Origin of the sequence: Cohnella abietis, from assembly GCF_004295585.1 — a bacterium.
In the GTDB taxonomy this organism is placed as follows: Bacteria; Bacillota; Bacilli; order Paenibacillales; family Paenibacillaceae; genus Cohnella; species Cohnella abietis.
Map to the genome: position 1 here is coordinate 5,522,544 of NZ_AP019400.1, position 22,160 is coordinate 5,544,703.

16 protein-coding genes are annotated in these 22,160 nt (G+C 47.0%); 3 read left to right on the plus strand and 13 right to left on the minus strand.

The features are described from left to right. Nucleotides 1-24: 24 nt before the first annotated feature. From KCTCHS21_RS24410 to KCTCHS21_RS24435, 6 genes are all read right to left on the minus strand, one after another. Nucleotides 25-936 (minus strand): DMT family transporter, encoded by a 912-nt coding sequence (locus KCTCHS21_RS24410; protein WP_130614296.1) that lies wholly within the window; start codon nucleotides 934-936, stop codon nucleotides 25-27. Nucleotides 937-1,109: 173 nt separating this feature from the next. Continuing rightward, on the minus strand, nucleotides 1,110-1,976 hold the full coding sequence (locus tag KCTCHS21_RS24415) for an SDR family oxidoreductase (RefSeq protein ID WP_130614298.1): 867 nt from the start codon (nucleotides 1,974-1,976) through the stop codon (nucleotides 1,110-1,112). Nucleotides 1,977-2,071: 95 nt separating this feature from the next. Continuing rightward, nucleotides 2,072-2,488, minus strand: coding sequence for an Rrf2 family transcriptional regulator (locus tag KCTCHS21_RS24420; protein ID WP_130614300.1), 417 nt, complete (start codon nucleotides 2,486-2,488; stop codon nucleotides 2,072-2,074). A gap of 74 nt (nucleotides 2,489-2,562) precedes the next feature. Continuing rightward, nucleotides 2,563-4,356, minus strand: a complete 1,794-nt coding sequence (locus KCTCHS21_RS24425; protein ID WP_130614302.1) for an RCC1 domain-containing protein — start codon at nucleotides 4,354-4,356, stop codon at nucleotides 2,563-2,565. A 48-nt stretch (nucleotides 4,357-4,404) separates the two neighbouring features. Then, the gene (locus KCTCHS21_RS24430; protein ID WP_130614304.1) at nucleotides 4,405-6,381 is read right to left on the minus strand and encodes a stalk domain-containing protein; all 1,977 of its coding nucleotides are present in this window, start codon (nucleotides 6,379-6,381) and stop codon (nucleotides 4,405-4,407) included. A 147-nt stretch (nucleotides 6,382-6,528) separates the two neighbouring features. Next, nucleotides 6,529-10,971, minus strand: coding sequence for an S-layer homology domain-containing protein (locus tag KCTCHS21_RS24435; RefSeq protein ID WP_162309369.1), 4,443 nt, complete (start codon nucleotides 10,969-10,971; stop codon nucleotides 6,529-6,531). A gap of 454 nt (nucleotides 10,972-11,425) precedes the next feature. Between KCTCHS21_RS24435 and KCTCHS21_RS24440 the strand changes: the two genes are divergently transcribed. Next, nucleotides 11,426-13,195, plus strand: a complete 1,770-nt coding sequence (locus KCTCHS21_RS24440) for an ABC transporter ATP-binding protein (protein WP_130614309.1) — start codon at nucleotides 11,426-11,428, stop codon at nucleotides 13,193-13,195. Beyond that, nucleotides 13,188-14,963: an ABC transporter ATP-binding protein gene (locus KCTCHS21_RS24445; protein ID WP_130614311.1), complete on the plus strand. Its 1,776-nt coding sequence runs from the start codon at nucleotides 13,188-13,190 to the stop codon at nucleotides 14,961-14,963. Before KCTCHS21_RS24440 ends, KCTCHS21_RS24445 begins: the two co-directional genes overlap by 8 nt. A gap of 233 nt (nucleotides 14,964-15,196) precedes the next feature. Here the strand turns inward: KCTCHS21_RS24445 and KCTCHS21_RS24450 are convergent, their stop codons facing one another. Next, nucleotides 15,197-15,376 carry a hypothetical protein gene (locus KCTCHS21_RS24450; protein WP_130614313.1) on the minus strand — a complete coding sequence of 60 codons (180 nt, stop codon included), beginning with the start codon at nucleotides 15,374-15,376 and terminating at the stop codon, nucleotides 15,197-15,199. 258 nt (nucleotides 15,377-15,634) lie between these two features. Between KCTCHS21_RS24450 and KCTCHS21_RS24455 the strand changes: the two genes are divergently transcribed. Then, nucleotides 15,635-16,966, plus strand: a complete 1,332-nt coding sequence (locus KCTCHS21_RS24455; protein WP_130614315.1) for an LLM class flavin-dependent oxidoreductase — start codon at nucleotides 15,635-15,637, stop codon at nucleotides 16,964-16,966. A 217-nt stretch (nucleotides 16,967-17,183) separates the two neighbouring features. Here the strand turns inward: KCTCHS21_RS24455 and KCTCHS21_RS24460 are convergent, their stop codons facing one another. The 6 genes from KCTCHS21_RS24460 to KCTCHS21_RS24485 all read right to left on the minus strand — a co-directional run bounded on the left by KCTCHS21_RS24460 (nucleotide 17,184) and on the right by KCTCHS21_RS24485 (nucleotide 22,157). Next, nucleotides 17,184-18,059, minus strand: a complete 876-nt coding sequence (locus tag KCTCHS21_RS24460; RefSeq protein ID WP_130614317.1) for a LysR family transcriptional regulator — start codon at nucleotides 18,057-18,059, stop codon at nucleotides 17,184-17,186. Between the two features lie 75 nt (nucleotides 18,060-18,134). Next, nucleotides 18,135-18,623, minus strand: coding sequence for a hypothetical protein (locus KCTCHS21_RS24465; RefSeq protein WP_130614319.1), 489 nt, complete (start codon nucleotides 18,621-18,623; stop codon nucleotides 18,135-18,137). A gap of 74 nt (nucleotides 18,624-18,697) precedes the next feature. After that, a complete protein-coding gene (locus KCTCHS21_RS24470) occupies nucleotides 18,698-19,252 on the minus strand; it encodes a GNAT family N-acetyltransferase (RefSeq protein ID WP_130614321.1) in 555 nt (184 codons plus the stop codon). 23 nt (nucleotides 19,253-19,275) lie between these two features. Next, a complete protein-coding gene (locus KCTCHS21_RS24475; protein WP_130614323.1) occupies nucleotides 19,276-19,761 on the minus strand; it encodes a DinB family protein in 486 nt (161 codons plus the stop codon). A gap of 3 nt (nucleotides 19,762-19,764) precedes the next feature. Further along, nucleotides 19,765-21,105: an LLM class flavin-dependent oxidoreductase gene (locus KCTCHS21_RS24480; protein WP_130614325.1), complete on the minus strand. Its 1,341-nt coding sequence runs from the start codon at nucleotides 21,103-21,105 to the stop codon at nucleotides 19,765-19,767. A 14-nt stretch (nucleotides 21,106-21,119) separates the two neighbouring features. After that, complete coding sequence (locus tag KCTCHS21_RS24485) at nucleotides 21,120-22,157, minus strand: MsnO8 family LLM class oxidoreductase (protein ID WP_130614327.1); 1,038 nt, start codon at nucleotides 22,155-22,157, stop codon at nucleotides 21,120-21,122. Nucleotides 22,158-22,160: the final 3 nt, after the last annotated feature.

The following is a 22,160-nucleotide window of genomic DNA, read 5'->3' on the forward strand; positions in this document are numbered from 1 at the left end:
CTTCCTTCTTTGTAGAGGTTTACTTCATAAAGCGCGAAAGCTTTCAAGAGGACGGGATAAGCTCGATTTAGGCTTGCGGTTGACCAAATAAATACTGACTCCGATGAGAACAAGCCCCACCAAAAGATAAATAGAAAAAGATTCGTTCAAGAATATAACTCCGCTAGCAACGGATATGAGTGGGACTAGAAAGGTATAAGAAGCGACCTTGCTGGCATCTCCTGAACTCACCAGCTTGAAATAAACGACCCAAGATGTTGATATTCCGAGAATGATCCCGAAGAGAAGGCCGAAGATCAAATGCTCATTCCAAACGATGTCCGACCATTTTTCCGTAACCGAACCAACAGAAGTGAGAGCAATTCCCCCAAACGTACATTGAAAGGCCACCAGCCATATTGAATCTACCCGCAGACTCACTTTTTTGACATAAATCGTGCCGATAGCCCAACTAAGAGAGGTAATAAACGCCAAAACGATACCTAGAGCAGCGATATGTCCGGATAAACCTCCTGCGCTAACCGCCGCAACGCCAAGTATCCCAATAATCAAGCCTGCGATTTTTAACCTCGTCATCGACTCCCCTAGCCATAACCAAGCCATAATCCCTACAAGAACAGGCTGAAGGTACACGATAACCGAGAACAATCCAGCTGGCGTATGCATCATCCCAACAGTCTGAAGCCCATAAAATAGAGCAATATTAAACAAAGACGAAATGAGATAGATCGGCCAGCTTTCTTTCCAACGGATTTCCTTCCGTTTGGACCAAAAGACGACTATTAAAAGCATTCCTCCAATAAAAGTACGTAATCCGGAAAAAAGAAGAGGAGGGGTATATTCTAAGGCAATCTTATAGATCGGCCACGATATTCCCCATATAGTAACAAGAAAAGTGATTAGGATAATGGTCTGGGAGCGTGATAATTCCTTCATTGTGTGTGCCATTCTCCTATTCTGAAGTCTAATAACTCCTAAGAATCTATCATACGCCCCTTTTTTTTAGTTATCAAATGACTTTTTTAAGAAAAGATAGGCCATGAGCTCTACTCCTGTAGAAGATCATAGCCTGTCTGTCCACCTATAAGTTGTGTTGTGTAGCGCGCTAATTAAGACTGAATTTCGTTTACGATTTGACGGAGAGCCTCTTCAAGCCGCGTGGCCGAATGTCCTAACAGCTTCTGCAAATCATTGCTCTCGATTTCCAATGCACCCTCTCGGATCGCGCTCTGAAACCCCACCAGAATCGGAACGACTGGTTCAGGTACGCCTGCGCTGCTCATGATGCTAGCATAAGTAGCGTCATCGACTTGTTGAACAGGAACTTCCCGGCCTAACACCCCGGCAAGGATCGAAACCAATTCTTCTTGTGTAGTTAGTTTGCCAGATAGTTCATAGATGGAATTCTCATGACCTTCCCCGGTCAGTACAGCTACAGCTGCTTGTGCATAATCGCGTCGGGTTGCCCAACCTACTTTACCGGATCCTGCCGACGTTAACCAAGGAGCTCCTCCAAGGACCGCCTGAATGCTGCTCGTCTCGTTCTCCAAGTACCAGTTGTTGCGTAGGAAGGAATAAGGAATGCCCGTGTTTTTAATGGCTTCCTCAGTCGCACGATGCACTGGCGCAAGGAAAATGGGGTTCTCGCTAGCATTCCCTAAACTGGTATAAGCAATGAAACTAACATTAGCACGCTGAGCTGCCGCTACTGCAGCGTCATGCTGACGAATTCGCGTTTCGTTGTCGCCGTCCGTGGATACAATCAAGAGGCGATCGATACCCTCGAACGCTTTATCTAGCGTACCTGGTTGGTCAAAATCCCCAAGACGTACGTCCACGCCACGGGCACGAAGACTTTCCGCTTTCTGCGGGTTGCGGACGCTGACGGCCAAATCCTTAGCCGGAACAGTTTCCAACAACGTCTCTATTACAATCGATCCTAATTTCCCTGTTGCGCCTGTCACCAAAATTTTCATGTTAATTCCTCCATATTGTCGAATTTATTGTAACCCCGTCGTTATAACCGATTTAGTTACAACAAAGAGGTAAAAAAAAGCTCTAAGAGCTTTTTTTATACAAAGTGAGCTGTCAGCTGGCTTAAGTTTACTTGAGCTAACCTTTGTTCCATCGCTGATTGAGCTTCCTTCATTTCCAAACGAAGAGCTGCTTCAATGTTCCGGCCTACCAGGCAATGAGGATTCGGTTCATCGTGAAAATTAAACAGTTGACCGTCCTCGATGACTTCCACTGCGCGGTAAACGTCCAGAAGAGTGATCTGATCCCGGTCCCTCAGCAGGGAAGCACCGCCCACCCCGGGTCGAATGTCCACTAATCCTGCCTTCTTAAGCATCCCCATAATTCTGCGGATGATAACAGGATTCGTATTGACACTGCCCGCAATATAATCGCCGGTACAATCTTTCGAACTAGTGGCGATCAGCGAAAGGATGTGAACCGCAATGGAAAATCTGCTACTAATCTGCTTCACTTAGTATCACCACCGTTGTAACCATTGTAGTTACTACTCAACATAATGTCAACCTATAACCCATAATCCTGGCGTTAAGGAAGAAAAACGAATTTAGACTTATTCGATTTATCTGGCTCGAGCATAATAAGCTCACCTGCTTTGGTTACAGCAAGATTGGTATCCACCTTGACGATGCCCCGTTCCCCATCAATTCGTTCCACTTCCTTGCCCGTCATATAATCAAAGCCAAGCGTCGTTCCGTCATCGGCGACTGCCCACAATATCTCTGTATTGCCTCCGCCAAGCGATACGATGGAATGACCTTCCTTAAGCTTCGGATGAACGGTTACAGTTGAATTTTGTCTATCCCAAATGGAAATAGAGCCGTCTTCATGCAATGCCGCCTGATATCCTCTTCTGCTTGTAATCGCAATCGACTTGGGAAAATCAAGAGTTTCACTATACGGCTTACTCCTACCACCCCAAGTAACGATCGAACCGTCTGTTTTCAATGCAAGAGCTATATCTCCTGCCGAAATGGCTACGACATCCTTCAATTCGGATGGAACCTTAGTGTATCCAAGTCTGCTTGTCCCCCAAGCGATAACAGACCCGTCCTTTTTGAGCGCGAGCGAATACTCGTAACCTGCTTCTACGGCAACAACATCTCTCAAATCGGCAGGCACCGTTGATTCTCCGTAAGAGTTGTTTCCCCAGGCGAGTACATTCCCTGCTTTCGTTAAAGCAAGACCATGATTGGAAAGCGATACTGAGGCTATTCCCTCGGTAGTCGCCGGAATATCGCTTAACCCCGCGGTGCCAAGATCACCTTTTACAAATACCGTCCCATCCGATCGGACTGCAACATAGTCACTACTATAACTAGGAACGGCAATTGAAGCAATCGAAGTAAGGGCCTCTCCGCCTAGCGCCCTATGAGAGAAAGACTGACTCCATTTCATATATCGTCCGTCGCTTGTAAGACCGATCAGCTCGTCCTCGCCGGATGAAGCGATTGCCGCAAGCTTCGGCAAGTGTGTGGGCGTGTACGCTTGTCCTTCCTGCCAAACAACAAGGGAACCGTTTGACCGTAGTAGGAAAACCTCGGCAAATCCGGCGGCAATACCGACGACATCGCGGTACGGAATCTTTTGCTTCGATGGGGTATTCAGTCCCATCCCCCATGCAACGGCCGTCCCGTCACTTCGTAGCGCAGAGGACACCGTTGTTCCTGCCGCAATAGCAACGACATTCGAGAGACCGCTTGGCACGCGCGTGTTGCCCGCATAATCTTTGCCCCAAGCCACTACCGCTCCGTTCGATTTCAAAGCCAGCGCATGACTGTCACCGGCAGACACATCTTTCACGCCCGAGAGATTTTTCGGAATATTCGTTATGACATGTCCACCATCATCAATATAATGATAAAACGAAACTTTACCTGTGCGGTGTACCGTTAATAAAGTTCCTCTGTTCGACGAGATGGCAACAGCGTCTTTCGTCGTCGAAGGATTAATGCCCATAGTAACGGGGGAAAGGTCTTTCCCAGTGCCCCACTGCGCAATAGAGCCGTCTTTCCTAAGAGCGAACGACTTTGAGCGAGATGAGGCTACGCCGACAATATTTTTCAAGCTGTTTGGCGTCGTCGGCTCTCCTTTCTGCCGAGCCCCCCATACAGAAACGCTCCCATTACCCTTAACTGCCATATAATGCTTATCCATGGACGAAAGCTTTTTTTGCGAGGCTAACACCTGCTGATAGGTCAATGGCTTCGTTTCTTCGGCAGCGCTAACAGTTCCTCCAGCCGAAATCGTGCTAATAAGGAAGGTTAATGCCAAAAATAGCATTCCTGCCGTTTTCATCTTTCTTGCTGTAAGTACCTTCACGTGTGCAGCCTCCGAGTAGTTATTTCTTTGATAGTTACAAGTTCATGTCTAATAGAAAATATTAAATTCAAACTGACCGGATTGAGGATTATGACTCATAGAATATCTCATCTTGACCCCATTAATCTGGACAGTAGCATCAACATCCTCTTTTTCGTTAACTACTTTTTTAAGTAATTCCTTTAAACCCACTAGCTTAGTATTCGTTTGCTTTTCCATAATTTCTTTCATTACATCTAAAATCTTATCCTCTGTTTCAGGAAAGATGCGAATAATAGAAAGGCGATGTATGAAGGGATCATTTGAACCCACATCATAAAATAGTGCTGTTTCATCGTCCCCCTGCTTGAATGAATACCATCCACTATCGATATAATCTTCGTCAAGTATATATCCATATTTTAATCCTATTTCTTTAATTGGAGCCATATGCTTTACCATCTTATTATGCACGTAATCGGTCAAGCTCTCAGGCTCACCTAAGTCGGCTTTAATATGTACCGTCTGTGTAGCCCCATCCCATTTCACTTCAGCACCTATCGCTTCACTAACAAATCGGATTGGCACAAACGTACTGTTCATTTTTACAAATGGAGCCGCTCCAAGCTTAACCATTTTCCCGTTAACAAAAGCTTTTGTATCCCCAATAGTTAGTTTGATTTCAGTTTGCTGCTTATTGACAATAACCGTACGAGTTTTGGGATCCCACGTTACCTTTGCGTTAAGCATCTCAAAAACACCCCGCAACGGTATATACACATTCTTGTCTACTATGACTGGACTTTGGTCGAAATTGTATATGTTTTTCCCATTGATGCTTACCTTTACTCCTTTATCATAGGCCTCTTGCTCTGCTTTGCTAAAAGAGTGCTTTATCGTCTTAAAAGACCAGGTTTTGTTCTGCTTATTACCATTGATTTCATAATCAACGGATACGGTATAAGTCTCATCGTACGATAATTCACGTGCAGGATAGAGGAACAATGTTCCGGCGTATTCTTGAAAAAAGGGTATTTTATCTCCATTGCTGTTCTTTATGGTGGCCTTGATACTATCCGTTAGATCAGCGGGATGATTAAATGTAATGATGTATCCAGAATGGACGAGATCGTATTTTTTAATCGGGTTAGGTATTTCTGACTCTCCAAAAAAACTCAAAGCTACATTATTCATCCCATCATAAGGAAATACACTTATATCCTTGTTGCCTGTCCCAGTAACCATATTTAATACAGCAGCACCCTGTTCAATTCCAAAGCCGAACTCAGTCGCATTCGGATCAACTAGTGGTTCTCGGTGATAGGCTGTATCTAACCACGAATCTATAGCAGCTTTTGCAGTCGAAGCCCCTGTTACGATTTCACCAGCCGATTGAAACCCTCCAGCAGCTATTATCCTATCAGTAGGAGTAGCACCCGTATAGCCTACTTTCCCCGCTCTTTCAAAATGAACTTCTAATCCATCCCATAAGGTCTTATTAATTGAAATGTATTTCGCATGATTTTCAGCTGCTTTCGTAACATAGGCATTTAGCTTGACCGGCTTCACTCCGATCTTAGCTCTGATCTCATTCACGTAGTTCAGTGCTTCTATTTGATATTTTTTATAGGCATAGTCGGTGATTTCAGTGGGATTAATATTAACGATTATTGGGTCATGGTGAAAATCATTTTCCCATGTGCCAAATGTAATTGTTGCTTGAAATTTATACGAGAGTGGTTTGGTAGTAACAGTAAATGTGCGATCTGCTCCAATGGCAGGTTCATAGGTTTCATCACCTGTAAAAGGGTTGCCTGTTTCTTGCATCGCATACGAATTGGAAATGTAAATAGTTACTGCAGACTCTGAGCTATTCGTTATTCCTTTGAACGTTAGGGAACGATCATTATTAACATAAACTTGAATGCGATTATCCGAAAATGCGGCTGCATTACTGGATTCTGAAGCTGATACAGTAGCATAACCTAAATGATTTAATAGCCCAAATACTAGAACTAAAAGTAAGCCTTTTAACGTTTTTTTCACTGTTAGTCACTACCTTTTCATTATGTATTTCTTCACTATCGCTGCTTTAAAAGTAGGAACTTAACTAGTTAGACAAATAAAAAGAAAGCCATTTCGTTCAAGAATCGGACGGAATGGCTCCTTTTTATTATGAGATGTACTTACAAATCAGATTAATTCTGAATTTTGAAGAAGTCTTCTGATAATAACCGCTACCTCTGCTCTTGAAATATTAGCTTTTGGAGCAAGGGTTGAACTGCTTCTACCTGTAATGATTCCCGATTGAATGACTTCAGCAATACTTGCTTTAGCCCACTCTGCAACTTTATTGCCATCTGCGAATGGTTTAAGCAAATCAGCTGTTTCTTTAACGGAGAGCTTAGATTTCAGGTCGGTTAGTACCATTGCTTGAGAAATAATCTTCATCGCCTGCTCACGAGTAATGGTATCCGTCGGTCTGAAGGTTCCATCTTCAAATCCATTAATAAGCTTATACTCATATAAGGTTTGAACAGCCCCGCTGAACCAATCTGTTGTTTTCACATCGCTAAAAGAAGTAACTCCATTAACTAACTTTAAGCCTAATCCACGTACCATAACGGCTGCAAACTCAGCCCGTGTAATAGCTTGATTTGGATTAAACAAATCATTACCGATACCATTAATGACCATTCTTGAACCCATGTCGTTAACCTCTGTTTTAGCCCAATGCTGAGCTACGTCATCGAACGCTATCGGGTTATAAACAATGGAATAGGTACTATTCGTCAAGCTGTTCACCTTTGCATAATACTCGGTCCCGATAACAACGATTTTGGTAGGTACATGACGAACCATACCATCTGGTTCCACGACAATACCTGTTGTAATTTTATTCGGATCTACGCCGTCCGGGATCGCAATCGTTCTTTCTACATAGGCTTCAAACTTAGTAACGTCAATCCTTTTATCTCCATAGACAGCTCTTACGATAAAGTCAATAGATGGAACGACGATGGAAAAATCACCTTTCTGAGCGGAGCTTTCCACTAGGTTTACAGTATTCAGAGTTGGTGAGGCTATTTCAATCTGAATTTTAATGTCCTGAAGTCCTATAGCCTTTCCAAGTTGTTCGGATATAGAGCTAATATTTATTTGCTGTGCAGGTATCGTATAGGTTGCTTTATCTGACTTGATTTCGATAACTGCTTGCTTTTGCTCCATACTTTGGATCATTCGTCCGTTAAGCTCTCCGACAACAACGTCAACCTTAGTATCAATCGGGATAGTAATAACAGCTTTTTGACCTTCTGCTGTAAGTCTTTGATCCAGCTTTTTCTCATCTACGAGTATGTTTATTACCTTCTGATTGTTTCTTGTTGATGCTGTGGCATTTCCCGCATTTACCACCTTACCATTAACAAGTACATTAACTGTAATATCCTCCGGCGCTGATGGTGTTGATGTTGAAGGGGCCGACGGGTTTGTTATGAAGCTCAGCGTCGTTTCTGCTCCTGCTGGCGTTCCTGTTCCTGGGTCTGCTGCTACTCTGACTTTGACCGTATGCGTGCCCGAGAGATTAGGTGCATTCGTTCCCGTGTATCTCGTATAAGCTCCACCATCAACCTGGAACTCCATCGCTGTTGTTAAGCCTGTGATTGTGTTTGTTACATCATCCGCGCTCACGCTTGGCGCTGCTGGCGGGTTCGGCGTGAAGCTCAGCGTCGTTTCTGCTCCTGCTGGTGTTCCTGTTCCTGGGTCGGCCGCTACTCTGACTTTGACCGTATGCGTGCCTGAGAGATTTGGTGCATTCGTTCCGTTGTATTTCACATACGTTCCACCATCAACCTGGAACTCCATCGCTGTTGTTAGACCTGTGATCGTGTTTGCTACATCATCCGCGCTCACGCTTGGTGCTGCCGGCGGGTTCGGCGTGAAGTTCAGTGTCGTTTCTGCTCCTGCTGGCGTTCCTGTTCCAGCATCAGCTGCTACTCTGACTTTGACCGTATGCGTGCCTGAGAGATTTGGTGCATTCGTTCCGTTGTATTTCACATACGTTCCGCCATCCAGCTGGAACTCCATCGCTGTTGTTAGACCTGTGATTGTATTTGTTACATCATCCGCGCTCACACTTGGCGCTGCTGGCGGGTTCGGCGTGAAGCTCAGTGTCGTTTCTGCTCCTGCTGGCGTTCCTGTTCCAGCATCAGCCGCTACTCTGACTTTGACCGTATGCGTGCCTGAGAGATTTGGTGCATTCGTTCCGTTGTATTTCACATACGTTCCACCATCAACCTGGAACTCCATCGCTGTTGTTAGACCTGTGATTGTGTTTGTTACATCATCCGCGCTCACGCTTGGCGCTGCTGGCGGGTTCGGCGTGAAGCTCAGCGTCGTTTCTGCTCCTGCTGGTGTTCCTGTTCCTGGGTCGGCCGCTACTCTGACTTTGACCGTATGCGTGCCTGAGAGATTTGGTGCATTCGTTCCGTTGTATTTCACATACGTTCCACCATCAACCTGGAACTCCATCGCTGTTGTTAGAGCTGTGATCGTGTTTGCTACATCATCCGCGCTCACGCTTGGTGCTGCCGGCGGGTTCGGCGTGAAGTTCAGTGTCGTTTCTGCTCCTGCTGGCGTTCCTGTTCCAGCATCAGCTGCTACTCTGACTTTGACCGTATGCGTGCCTGAGAGATTTGGTGCATTCGTTCCGTTGTATTTCACATACGTTCCGCCATCCAGCTGGAACTCCATCGCTGTTGTTAGACCTGTGATTGTATTTGTTACATCATCCGCGCTCACACTTGGCGCTGCTGGCGGGTTCGGCGTGAAGCTCAGTGTCGTTTCTGCTCCTGCTGGCGTTCCTGTTCCAGCATCAGCCGCTACTCTGACTTTGACCGTATGCGTGCCTGAGAGATTAGGCGCATTCGTTCCGTTGTATTTCACATACGTTCCGCCATCAACCTGGAACTCCATCGCTGTTGTTAGACCTGTGATTGTATTTGTTACATCATCCGCGCTCACACTTGGCGCTGCCGGCGGGTTCGGCGTGAAGTTCAGCGTCGTCTCTGCTCCTGCTGGCGTTCCTGTTCCAGAATCAGCTGCTACTCTGACTTTGACCGTATGCGTACCCGAGAGATTTGGTGCATTTGTTCCCGTGTATCTCTCATACGTTCCGCCATCAACCTGGAACTCCATCGCTGTTGTTAGACCTGTGATCGTGTTTGTTACATCATCCGCGCTCACGCTTGGCGCTGCAGGTGGGTTCGGCGTGAAGCTCAGTGTCGTTTCTGCTCCTGCTGGTGTTCCTGTTCCTGGGTCGGCCGCTACTCTGACTTTGACCGTATGCGTACCCGAGAGATTAGGTGCATTTGTTCCCGTGTATCTCTCATACGTTCCGCCATCAACCTGGAACTCCATCGCTGTCGTTAGACCTGTGATCGTGTTTGTTACATCATCCGCGCTCACACTTGGTGCTGCCGGCGGGTTCGGCGTGAAGTTCAGCGTCGTTTCCGCCCCTGCTGGCGTTCCAGTTCCAGCAACAGCCGCTACTCTGACTTTGACCGTATGCGTGCCCGAGAGATTAGGCGCATTCGTTCCGGTATATCTCGTATAAGTTCCACCATCAACCTGGAACTCCATCGCTGTCGTTAGACCTGTGATCGTGTTTGTTACATCATCCGCGCTCACACTTGGCGCTGCCGGCGGATTCGGTGTGAAGCTCAGTGTCGTCTCTGCTCCTGCTGGCGTTCCTGTTCCAGCTGCTACTCTAACTTTAACCGTACGGGTGCCTGAAAGATCAGGCGCGTTCGTTCCGGTATATTTTGTATAAGCTCCGTCATCAACCTTGAACTCCATTGCTGTCGTTAAACCTATGATTGTGTTTGTTACATCATCCGCGCTCACGCTTGGCGCTGCTGGCGGCGTTACTGTTATAACGGGGTCACTAATTTCAATGTTATTAAATGCAATATTAATTCCATAATTCATATCCCCACCGGTCTGATTAGTTAATCTAACTTCATCGACATTTTGAAAATACGAAGCGGTCAATCCGTTAGATTGCGTAAAGGTTTCCATATAGGTGTCTCCATTAATACTGAGAATGACCGATCCCTTCGATTCAGCATTAAGAAATCCTTCAAATTTAACTAACCTAGCCTCGTCTGGATTCATCATAAAAATGGATTTAAAACTAAAGGCTTCGCCATTATCACTTTTAATAATCATTACATCGACGCCACCATCTACAATTCCGGAGCCTGATGTCGCATCAATCGGTGCAACGCCAGATTGATTCCCAGCAGAGGGTAGCCAATCCGTCCGATAAGCAAAGCTGCCCATTCTTAACGATATACTGTCTTCTTTGTTTACATCGCCTCTTTTTACATTGTATATTTTCAAACTAATTCCCAGGATATCATCGGCTTTCACATCTCCACTATTATAATTCATCCCGTCTGTTAAGATTAAGCCCCCATTAGCTTCATTAACACCAGAAAAAGTTAATATGCCCGATGCCGCAAAAGCTTTGGGTACCAAATGACCAAATACTGGCGAACTGAGAAGAACGATCGCTAGCATTCCCGAAAGCAATTTTCTTTTTGTCGATAGAAATTTTGATGATTTTTCACCCACAATTAAAGCCTCCATTTATATAGATATTAACTTGCATGATCAGACCCTATAAAATAGATTCCAAATATTACATTCATGATTATACTACAGTTATATCGACAAATTATGACTTATATTTATGTTTTTTGCTACTATTTTTCTACTGATTTTTTGTTCATCCCGACCGTAAAATAGTATACGAATAACGTTGATATGATCAGCTTTATTGATCGCATCAGTCGGTTACATATCTTCGCGCTTGCCCCCTACAGTTAAGATATATTTTCAACACGAAAAAAAGCCTCCACCCTGTTCGAAGGGGAGAAAGTGGAGGGTTAAAATGTAGGGAGATTGCAAATTTAACCGTTCATTCTTAATGAAGATAAAATTTCTCGCTACATATCAAGTTATGAGTGTTATAATCTCCATAGTTTTGAATTTCAGAATACAGAAACTCACAGAAGCCGGTGATCGAATGTTTCAGCTCAAGTGGTTATGGCACAATTTGATAGGGGATCGGGTACGGTATATTCTCGCGTTAATTCTCTCGGTAGTAGGCTCATCGCTCACCATTATAAACCCGTATATCGGTCAACGCATTGTCGATACATTTATCGCGGGAGACGATGCGGCGCAAAATCTAACGAACGAGCGAGCGTTGCTGATCGGCCTTTGTTTGGGCATCATTGGATTTTCCTTGTTGCGTACGGGTTTGGCTTATTTTACGACCATCCTGTATGAGCGTGCCTCGCAAAACATGCTGTATCGTGTAAGGATTTACTTGTACAACAAAATTCAAGGTCAAGACATGCACTATTACGATCGCAACCGCACCGGGGACCTCATGACCAAAATGACCGGTGACCTTGATATGGTGCGTCACTCCATGGCATGGATCATTAAGACGATTATTGAATCGCTGACGATTTTCATCGCAGCTATCGTATATTTCTTCTTCATTGATGTTGGTCTGACTTTGTGGTTGCTCATCCTGTCGCCTCCGATTTTTATCGTGGCGTTTATTTTCGCTAGACGCGTACGTCCCATGTATAGCGATCTCCGGGAGAAGCTGTCGCAGCTCAACACCACCACACAGGAAAATATCGCGGGCAATCGTGTCGTCAAGGCATTCGCGCGCGAGGAGTTTGAGGTTCAGAAATTCACCGAGAAAAACATTAATTACTCCAAGGCGAACAAGGCCGCAGCGATGGTATGGCTGGATTATTTTCCTTATCTAGAAATCTTAGCCCAGGCATTCAACGTGATCTTGATGATCGTGGGAGGCCTGCTCGTCATGAACGGACGACTCACCTTCGGGGAATTCTCCGCCTTCACCGCGCTTATCTGGGGTCTCTCTAATCCGATGCGCAACATCGGTATCATCATTAATGACCTTCAGCGATTTATGGCAAGTCTTAGCAAAATTATTGAAGTCTACTACGCCCATCCAGACATCGTCAATGAGCACAAGCCTGTCGTTAAACGGCGTTATAACGGACTCATTCAATTCGATCATGTTAGCTTCAAGTACGACAACGTGACGGTGTTGGAAGACATCAGCTTCACGGTCGAGCCCGGCAAGACCATCGCCATCATGGGTGCAACTGGATCGGGCAAAACGACGCTCATCAATCTGATTCCGCGCTTCTATGACGTGGCGAAGGGGCGCGTTCTCGTAGACGGTACCGACGTGCGCAAGCTGGAGCTCGATGAGCTGCGTGGTAATATCGGCGTTGCGACGCAGGATGTCCTGCTGTTCTCCGAGACGATTGACGGCAACATCGCTTACGGCAATCCTGATTTGCCGGAGGAGGACGTCATGAAGTTCGCCACACTCTCTGCCGCCCACGACTTTATCCGTAAAATGCCGGACGGTTATGATACCGTTGTCGGCGAACGCGGCGTCGGCCTATCCGGCGGGCAGAAGCAGCGCATCGCTTTAGCTCGAGCTATGGCTGTGCAGCCTCCTATCTTGATTCTCGATGATACGACTTCGGCCGTCGATTTAGAGACGGAGGAGCATATCCAGAAGAGCCTTCGGGATCTGGATTATTCGTGCACCAAAATCATTATCGCCCAGCGCGTGTCCACGACGGCACAGGCTGACCGTATCCTCATTCTGGACAACGGCCGCATAATTGAAGAAGGTAGCCACGCCGAGCTCTTGGCGAAACAAGGCTATTATTACGAAGTATTCAAGCTGCAGACCGAAGGCATTGGAAGGCAGGCGAACGCGCATGGCTAGAAATAAATTCGACATCGACGAGAATCTGGAGTCTCCGTTCAACATCCGACACTTCAGGCGCGCGCTTGTTTACATTAAGAAGCAGCAAAAACCGATGATCATCGCGTTCATACTAAGCGCACTCTCAGCGGGCATCGCGCTTTCTGCGCCTCTCATCATACAGCATGTTGTCGACGTGACGATTCCTGCGAAGGACAACATGAAGTTGATTGGATGGTCAGCACTTATGCTGGCTACTATCGTCATAAGCGTCATCCTTGCTACGATACGATCGCGTATCATGACCCGTGTCGGACAAGATATCATTTTCGAAATCCGCACGGATTTGTTTAAACACTTACAGCAGCTGCCATTCCAATACTATGACGATCGACCGCAGGGCAAGATACTCATCCGGGTCGTCAATTACGTCAACTCCGTTTCGGACGTACTGTCCAACGGTATCATCAACTTTATTCTCGAGATCATGAACTTACTCTTCATAGCCGCATTTATGTTCGCCGTCAATGCCAAGCTATCGTTCGTCATTCTCGCAGGACTTCCTGTGTTCGCCGCCGTCATGCTACTTCTCAAAACCAAGCAGCGCCGGGCATGGCAGGCGGTATCCAACAAAAGCTCCAACCTGAACGCTTATACGCAGGAAAGTATCAGCGGCATTCGCGTCACGCAAATCTTCACTCGCGAGAAGCATAACGAAAGCATCTTCACCCGACTATCCACCAACTACCGCAAAGAGTGGATGCGGACGATGTACCTTAACTTTCTAATCCCGTTCTCGGTAGACAACCTGGCGACGATCGTCACCACGTCCATCTACCTCGTCGGTTTGCTAATGATGGGACCGGAGGAAGCTACCTTCGGCGTCATTCTTGCAATGAGCAGCTACGCTGCGCGTTTCTGGCAGCCAATTCTCAACCTTTCGAACATATACAATAGCTTTATTAACGCAGTCGCCTATCTGGAACGTATATTTGAGACACTTGATGAGCCGGTTACCGTCAGCGACATTCCTAAAGCAAAGGAACTCCCACCTATCCAAGGCCGTGTAACCTTCGACGATGTGACCTTCGCTTACGAACCTGGCCACAACATTCTGGAGAACCTGACAATGGACGTCAAGGCAGGCGAGAGCATTGCCCTTGTTGGTCCCACCGGTGCAGGCAAGACGACGGTCGTCAACTTGATCTCCCGCTTTTATAACGTCTCAAGCGGTAATATTCTCATCGATGGCCATGATATTTCGGAAATGAAGCTCAAGTCATTGCGAAGCCAAATGGGGATTATGCTGCAGGATAGCTTTATCTTCTCCGGCACGATCCTTGACAATATTCGCTACGGCAAGCTCGATGCCACCGAGGAAGAGATTATTGCCGCTGCTAAAACCGTGTGCGCCGACGAGTTCATTCGCGAGTTCGAGAACGGCTATAAGACAGAAGTCAATGAGCGCGGTTCGAAGCTTTCCCAAGGACAGCGGCAATTAATCTCGTTCGCCCGCACGCTCCTGGCCAACCCGCGCATACTCATTCTTGATGAGGCTACTTCGTCCATCGATGCGCAGACCGAGCGCCTGCTTCAAAAAGGCTTGAACGAATTGCTTAAGGGACGAACCTCGTTCATCATCGCGCATCGTCTCTCCACAGTTAAAAATTGCGACCGTATCATGTACGTTTCCGACAAAGGAATCGCCGAATCTGGCTCGCACGATGAGCTCATGGCGCAACGCGGTCGGTACTACAAGCTACACTCCGCCCAGAAAATGGAGGCTTAAGCCTCTAGAGCGTTAAAAAAGCCCCCGATCTCGAGTCGAGATCGGGGGCTTCTTTGCAGGTAACAGCAAGTAAATCCATTTAAGACCGCTGAAACAGCTCAAAATCTATAAATTATAGCTATTGCTCCAGTTCACGCGACCAGAGGCGCTGTAACCATGAAATGTATGGCTATTTCTCCAACTAACCCGACCAAAGTCGCAATAACCATAATATGTATAGCTATTTCTCCAATTCACGCGATCAGAGACGCTGTAACCATAATATGTATAGTTATTGCTCCAATCAACGCTGCCAAAGTCGCAATAACCATAATAAGTATGGCTATTGCTCCAACCAACCCGACCAAAGGCGCTGTAACCATAGAATGTATAGCTATTGCTCCAAACCACGCTATTGAAGTCGCAGTAACCATAAACCAGCTATTGCTCCCTATTTCTCTTTATCATCGAAAAGTCGTCTCGGTTCTGTCATCACACAAAGCACATTACTATTTTAGTTATCAGACCCGAGGAGTCCAACAATTGATTATTCATATGTATGCATTGAAAAACTCTATAACCGTGCAAGACGGATTAATGCTACACTAACAGCACACAAAGTGCATAGGCTGCATTTTCAAAACCGACTTAACCTATAAGTTTTGTATATACGAATAATCGGAGGAGATCATATGTCTCAAAAGAAACAACTAAAGCTAGGAGCAATATTGCATGGTGTTGGAGGTAGTCATACAGACTGGCAGCACCCAGATGTATTGCCGGATGCAAGTGTAAACATCGATTTTTACAAGAAACAAGTGCAAAAAGCCGAAGAGGGAAAGTTCGACCTTGCTTTCATAGCGGACGGGCTATATATTACTGAAAAATCTCTGCCCCATTTTCTAAATCGCTTCGAGCCTCTCACGATATTATCAGCTCTAAGTGCGGTAACATCCAATATCGGTCTTGTAGGCACTCTTTCGACTTCATATTGCGAGCCTTTTAATGTTGCTAGGCAGTTTGGCTCTTTAGACAACATTAGCAGGGGTAGGGCTGGCTGGAATGTAGTGACTTCATATATGGAAGGATCCGCTGCCAATTATGGCAAGGAGAATCATATTGAACGCGAAGAAAGATATAAAGTGGCACAGGAGTATTTGGATGTCGTTCGTGGTCTTTGGGATTCGTGGGAGGATGATGCATTTGTCCGTGATAAGAAAAGCGGTCAATTTTTTGATCCTGAAAAGTTGCATTCCTTAAACCATAAGGGCAAGTATTTTTCCGTCCGTGGCCCGCTTAATATCGCACGCTCCAAGCAGGGGCATCCTGTTATTTTCCAGGCAGGGTCTTCAGAAGACGGACGTGAGCTCGCGGCTAAGGAAGCTGACGCTGTGTTCACTGGCCTTGAGTCGATTGAGGATGCAAAGGCATTTTATGCTGACATTAAGGCACGGGCTGTCAAGCACGGTCGCTCCCCGGATGAGATCAAAATATTTCCGGCAATCGGACCGATTGTTGGAAGCACGATTGAAGAAACGGAGCGCAAGTATCAGGAGGTAGCAAGCCTCGTGACCGTTGAGAAGGCGCTGGATTATTTGGGACGATACTTTAACCACCATGATTTGTCTCAATATCCCGTTGATGCGTTATTTGAAGATCTGGACATCTATAATTGGCCGAGCATTCGCAGTGGAAATGACGTTATTAAGCAGCAAGCCAAGGAGGAGCGCTTGACACTACGCGAGGTTGCATTACGTGTTGCAACGCCGCGCTCCGGCTTTATCGGTACGCCGGAGCGCATCGCTGATCTTATTGAGCAGTGGCTCAATGAGGATGCGGCTGACGGTTTTATCGTCGGAGCGGCTGTACCAAGCGGGCTCGATGATTTCGTGGATTATGTCGTTCCTATCTTGCAGGCAAGAGGCATCTACCGGACTGAATATGAATCCGACACCCTTCGGGGTAATCTAGGCGTGCCGGTTCCGGTGAATCGGTATACGAAAGCAAGAGCTTTGCAGCAATAAGGGTAAATGTGTGTGGCCTAGCGCCTGTATTGGAGAGCTTAATAGCCTCCTTGCAGAGCGCTAGGCCTTTTCTTTATGGCGTGGTATAGCGTGCATGAAACTGATTTCTGATGCTGCTGCACGCCTTTCGATCTTCCATTTGCAGCGTCCATCCGATAGTTACATATAAGAGAAAAACGGTGTGAGCTAGTAACAGAATCAGAATAGCGCACTGCGCTTAAAATTGCCTATTTGCTATACTTACTAGTTCCGCCACGAGTGCCGGCTGTTCACCGCGCAAGGTGACAATATTGGTCTGAAGTGCTGTTCCTGCAACCTCGGGGATCGTAATTTCATACAACCTGCCGGCAGCCACTTCCTCCCGAACCGTCATGCCTGGCAAAAACCCGATGCAGGCTTTACGCAAAATTAATTTTTTTGCCGTCTCCAGATTATCGACAAAAAACTGAATATTGGGCGCGAACTCCTGCTTTTCAAAAAAGTGATGAATTTCCTTCCAATCAAGTGCCCCGCACTCGAAAAAGACAAGCGGCTGCTCGGAAATAGCTTCCACGGTTACTTTTTCCTGATCGATAAAGGGGTGACCGTCATAAACGTAAAGTCTGATTGGATCGACATAATATTTGACCGACTGGATATTGGGATGGGTTACATTGCGCACGAAGCCAACGTCCAGCTCTCGATCAAGCAGCTTCTTCATAATTTCATCCGTGCTCCCTGTTATAATGCGAAAGCTAACATCGGGATGCTCTTGCTGCATGCGGGAAAGCACATCGGAAATAACGTAATTCGCTACAGAAACTGTACAACCGATATTGATAGACTCCATAAGCAACGTGTTCGGCTGTAATTGCTGCTTGCTTTTTTGATAGATACGCAGCAACTGCTCCGCATAAGGCAAAAATTTCTTCCCCTGCTCTGTCAATGTCACCTGCTTACCAACCCGGTCAAACAGTTTGCAATTCAATTCGCGTTCAAGCGACTGGATGCGAGCCGTTACCGACGGCTGGGACAAGTACAGCACGTTGGCCGCTTTGTTAAAGCTACCATAGTGGATCACATATACAAAAGCCTCCACATGATCAATATTCATTTAAATACCCTCTAATCATATAGAAATAATGTATTATATAATTATTGCTTACTTTTTCCCTTAAGTCAATTGATCCTAAGGCTTGGTATAACTAGGTAAACAAACTAACCAGTTGGTTGGAGCAATAGCTATACTTTCTATGGTTACTGCGTCTCTGGTAGGGTGAATTGGCGCAATAGCTATACTTTCTATGGTTACTGCGTCTTTGGCCGCGTGAATTGGAGCAATAGCTATACTTTCTATGGTTACTGCGTTTTTAGTCGCGTGGATTGGAGCAATAGCTATACTTTCTATGGTTACTGCGACTATGGTAGGGTTGGTTGGCGCAATAGCTATACATATTATGGTTACTGCGCCTTTGGTAGGGGTGGTTAGAGCAATAGCTATACTTTCTATGGTTACTGCGTCTTTGGCCGCGTGAATTGGCGCAATAGCTATACTTTCTATGGTTACTGCGTCTTTAGTCGCGTGAATTGGCACAATAGCTATACATATTATGGTTACTGCGACTTTGGTAGAGTTGGTCGGGGGATTTGGAATAACACAGGAAACCAAGATACCCATCCCCCAAAAAAACGAGGATGGGTATCTTGGTTAGAGGGCTCTCCCTCTCCTTTTGTATGTTCCAATCTCAAGAGCTAGGCATGCAGCAGGCTTGTTGTCTGTAGATCCAGCTTGTAGCATTTAACCAGAATACCTACTTTGTAAGTTTCGTACTCTGGGACACGAACAAATCCAAGCTGTTCATACAGGCGCACGGCATCAGCCATCATATCTGATGTATTGAGATATAGAAAGTCCTTGCCCTCGGCGGCAGAAACACGAGCGCACTCCTGAATCAGCGCGGTGGCAACACCTTTCCCTCTGGCAGACGGCCGCACTGCAAGCAATCGAACAAAAGGCGCACCTGCCCGGCCGTTCTCCACATCTTCTGCCGTCAGTGATGGACCATATAGAAATACGCTACCGACAATTTGTTCCTCAGAGACGGCAAGGAACTTGCGCCAAGCGCCGGATTCTCGGGCTTGACGAAGAATGTCGTCTCTGTAGCCTGTCCAATGCTCCTGCGATAGAAATTGTGAATATTGCCCATAAGCATCCAGCAGCACGTCCTCGATCTCCTGAAGATCGCCTGCCTCTGTCTCGCGAATATATATTCCTTCTGTTCCCATGAGATCTCCCCACTCTAGCATTAGTCTGTTTCCGCAGTTGCCGGTTAGTCTGAAGTGTGCAGACCCCGTACAGCATCCTTATTCCGTTTGATTTGAGCCAGATGCCCAATCGCATGATTGATGAAGGCCTGAACAACATCAGCTACACTCACGACCTGGCCTTTGAAATTCAGCCCGCTTTTTTGCCAATCGGCTGCATCCAGACGTGAAAACAAGCGATGGTTATAGATCAATAGTTGCCGGAAAAAGAACAGCAGCTCAGATACCTCAGCCGCATTGGCATGCTGACCGCTCACCCAATCGTCCTGACTGAAGGCAGGCAGCGCGGCCGTTGAGTTAGCGAGCAGCTCTCGAATGCGGAACGTTACGACAATATTATGATCGGTCAAATGGGTCAGCACCTCCAGCACGCTCCATTTGTCCGGCGCGGGCTTCCAATGCAGTTGCTCGTCGGTCAGCCCTTCTATCTCTTCTACTAGTAGATCGTGTACTGCCAAATAGGCTTGCAAGTCGATCGGTGTAACGCTCATCCCCTATTCCCCCTCTACTGATGCTTCTACTGCAGCCGAATAACGATTTTGCGGAATAGACAATCCTAGATTGCCACGCAGCGTGTCCGACTCATACTCCTGACGAAAGATGCCTCTCTCCTGCAAGAGCGGTACCACCTGCTCTATAAACGCATCATAGAAGCTCGGCAGCATACCGCGAATAACAAATCCATCCGCTGCCTCCTCTCGATACCACTGTTCGATTAGGTTGGCGACATGCTCCGGAGTGCCCACAAACGGCGTACGCGGAGTAGCCAGCTCAAGCGCTAGCTGTCGTAGCGTCAAGCCACCCTCTTGAGCTCTACGTTTAATAAGGTTAGTCGTGCTTTGGAAGCTATCCTTTCCAAGCTCGCCCAAATCAGGAAACGGTTCATCCAATGGATACTGACTAAAATCATGGTGCTCAAAAAAGCGACCAAGATGCTCCAGCGCATGATCAATGCTTGCGAGGCTTGCTACCTCCTGATATTTGGCCTCAGCCTCCTCAGCCGTTTGTCCAATAATTGGAGCGATACCCGGAGCTATGACAATATCATCGGGCGAGCGGCCATACTTGACTGCCCGTTCCTTAACGTCCTTATAGAACGCCTTGGCATCCTCTAAGCTCCCCTGTGCCGTAAACACCGCATCCGCACTTCTGGCTGCCAGCTCCTTGCCACTATCAGAGGAGCCAGCTTGGAATATAACTGGTTCTCCTTGTTTTGAACGTGCGATATTGAGTGGCCCCTGAACCTTGAAATAGGCTCCTTCGTGATTGAGATGATGCATTTTGTCAGGGTTAAAAAAGACCCCCGACGGCTTGTCGTGCACGAACGCGTCATCCTCCCAAGAGCTCCATAGCCCCCGAACCACACCAAGATGCTCGTCCGCTATGGCATAGCGCTCCGAATGGCTGGGATGCTTGCGGTTGTTATGATTTTTCTCCGATCCTGCAAGTGGAGAGGTGACGACATTCCATCCCGCCCTGCCGTTGCTGATCAGATCCAATGAGCCGAATTGTCTGGCAACAGTGAACGGCTCGCTGTAGGTAGTAGACAATGTGCCGACTAGCCCGATGCGCGAGGTGATGCCGGCAAGCGCCGATAAAATCGTAATCGGCTCAAAACGATTCAGAAAATGAGGGATGGATTGTTCCGTAATATACAGCCCATCAGCGATAAATACAAAATCGAATTTGCTCCGTTCGGCAGCAAGTACCTGCCTCTTATAAAACTCAAGGCTCACGCTAGCGTCCGGCGGAACCTCCGGATGCCGCCATGCACCGACGTTGCCGCTAATGCCATGAAGCATTGCGCCGAGCTTCAACTGTTTATGCGCTCCCATGCACGGTCACCTCACTATCCTTTTACTTGCGCTTCTAAGGCGCTTGAATCTTCTATTCCTGATGCAGCTTCATAAAGCAACTCGAATGAACGGAACCGTTTCTCCACATCCGCAGTAAGATTGCTAGCAATAAAGCCGTCTATATTGAATGTCTCCTTCAGCTCCAGCAATTGACGACGTACAGAAGAGACAGTACCGTGCACGACATTGGATTTCTTAACCTCTTTAGTGTAGGCTTTCCCGGACTGCTTGATAAACAGCTCCGCTTGCTCAAGTGACGTGACGTTGACCGTCTGCCCATCCTCAAAGGTAATTCGAACATTAACACCCTCACCTGCCAGCTCCACAGCCTCCTCCTCGGTAGGTGCAACTACGACAGCTATGCCGAGCAGCGCCTCCGGCTGCCTGCCACGTACAGCTTGAAATTGTGCACGATAGGCAGAAAAAGCGGCAGCAGCAACTTCAGGATTATTGTGAATAGACAAGGCATACACATAGCGGTAGCCCAAGCTCGCCGCCAGCTCCGCGCTTGCCACGCTTGTACCTAGCACATAAACTTCTGCCGCCTCAGCTGGCAGCGGATTCGCTTGTAGACCAGCCAGCGGATGCTCTTCTCCTGCGGGACCGTGCAAAAAAACATCCAGCTCAGCGAGCTTCTCCTCCAGCGGCTGCTGCTCCCCACCTACCTGCAGTGCCTTCGTCGTAAGCGGCATTCCGCCCGGTGCCCGACCAACACCCAGATCTACCCTGCCTGGGGCAAGCGTTGCTAGAAGATTGAAATTTTCCGCAACCTTGTACGGGCTGTAATGCTGAAGCATGACGCCGCCGGACCCGATTCGAATTGTTGAAGTCTGTGCAAGTAGATAAGCAGCCAACACTTCAGGGGAAGGCCCCGCGCTGAAAGGAGTACCATGATGCTCAGCTATCCAGAAGCGCTCATACCCGAGCCGTTCGCCAAGCTGCGCAAGCTTTATCGTATACTGCAGTGCTTCCTGAGTCGACAGCCCTGGAAAAACAACACTTTGATCTAAAATACCAAGCCGTAAAGCCATTGA

Coding starts and splice junctions, on each gene's coding strand:
- KCTCHS21_RS24465 (WP_130614319.1), bottom strand. CDS start 18,623: ATGGGTATCTTGGTTTCCTGTGTTATTCCAAATCCCCCGACCAACTCT.
- KCTCHS21_RS24455 (WP_130614315.1), top strand. CDS start 15,635: ATGTCTCAAAAGAAACAACTAAAGCTAGGAGCAATATTGCATGGTGTT.
- KCTCHS21_RS24470 (WP_130614321.1), bottom strand. CDS start 19,252: ATGCTAGAGTGGGGAGATCTCATGGGAACAGAAGGAATATATATTCGC.
- KCTCHS21_RS24415 (WP_130614298.1), bottom strand. CDS start 1,976: ATGAAAATTTTGGTGACAGGCGCAACAGGGAAATTAGGATCGATTGTA.
- KCTCHS21_RS24440 (WP_130614309.1), top strand. CDS start 11,426: ATGTTTCAGCTCAAGTGGTTATGGCACAATTTGATAGGGGATCGGGTA.
- KCTCHS21_RS24445 (WP_130614311.1), top strand. CDS start 13,188: ATGGCTAGAAATAAATTCGACATCGACGAGAATCTGGAGTCTCCGTTC.
- KCTCHS21_RS24410 (WP_130614296.1), bottom strand. CDS start 936: ATGAAGGAATTATCACGCTCCCAGACCATTATCCTAATCACTTTTCTT.
- KCTCHS21_RS24460 (WP_130614317.1), bottom strand. CDS start 18,059: ATGAATATTGATCATGTGGAGGCTTTTGTATATGTGATCCACTATGGT.
- KCTCHS21_RS24475 (WP_130614323.1), bottom strand. CDS start 19,761: ATGAGCGTTACACCGATCGACTTGCAAGCCTATTTGGCAGTACACGAT.
- KCTCHS21_RS24480 (WP_130614325.1), bottom strand. CDS start 21,105: ATGGGAGCGCATAAACAGTTGAAGCTCGGCGCAATGCTTCATGGCATT.
- KCTCHS21_RS24450 (WP_130614313.1), bottom strand. CDS start 15,376: ATGGTTACTGCGACTTCAATAGCGTGGTTTGGAGCAATAGCTATACAT.
- KCTCHS21_RS24485 (WP_130614327.1), bottom strand. CDS start 22,157: ATGGCTTTACGGCTTGGTATTTTAGATCAAAGTGTTGTTTTTCCAGGG.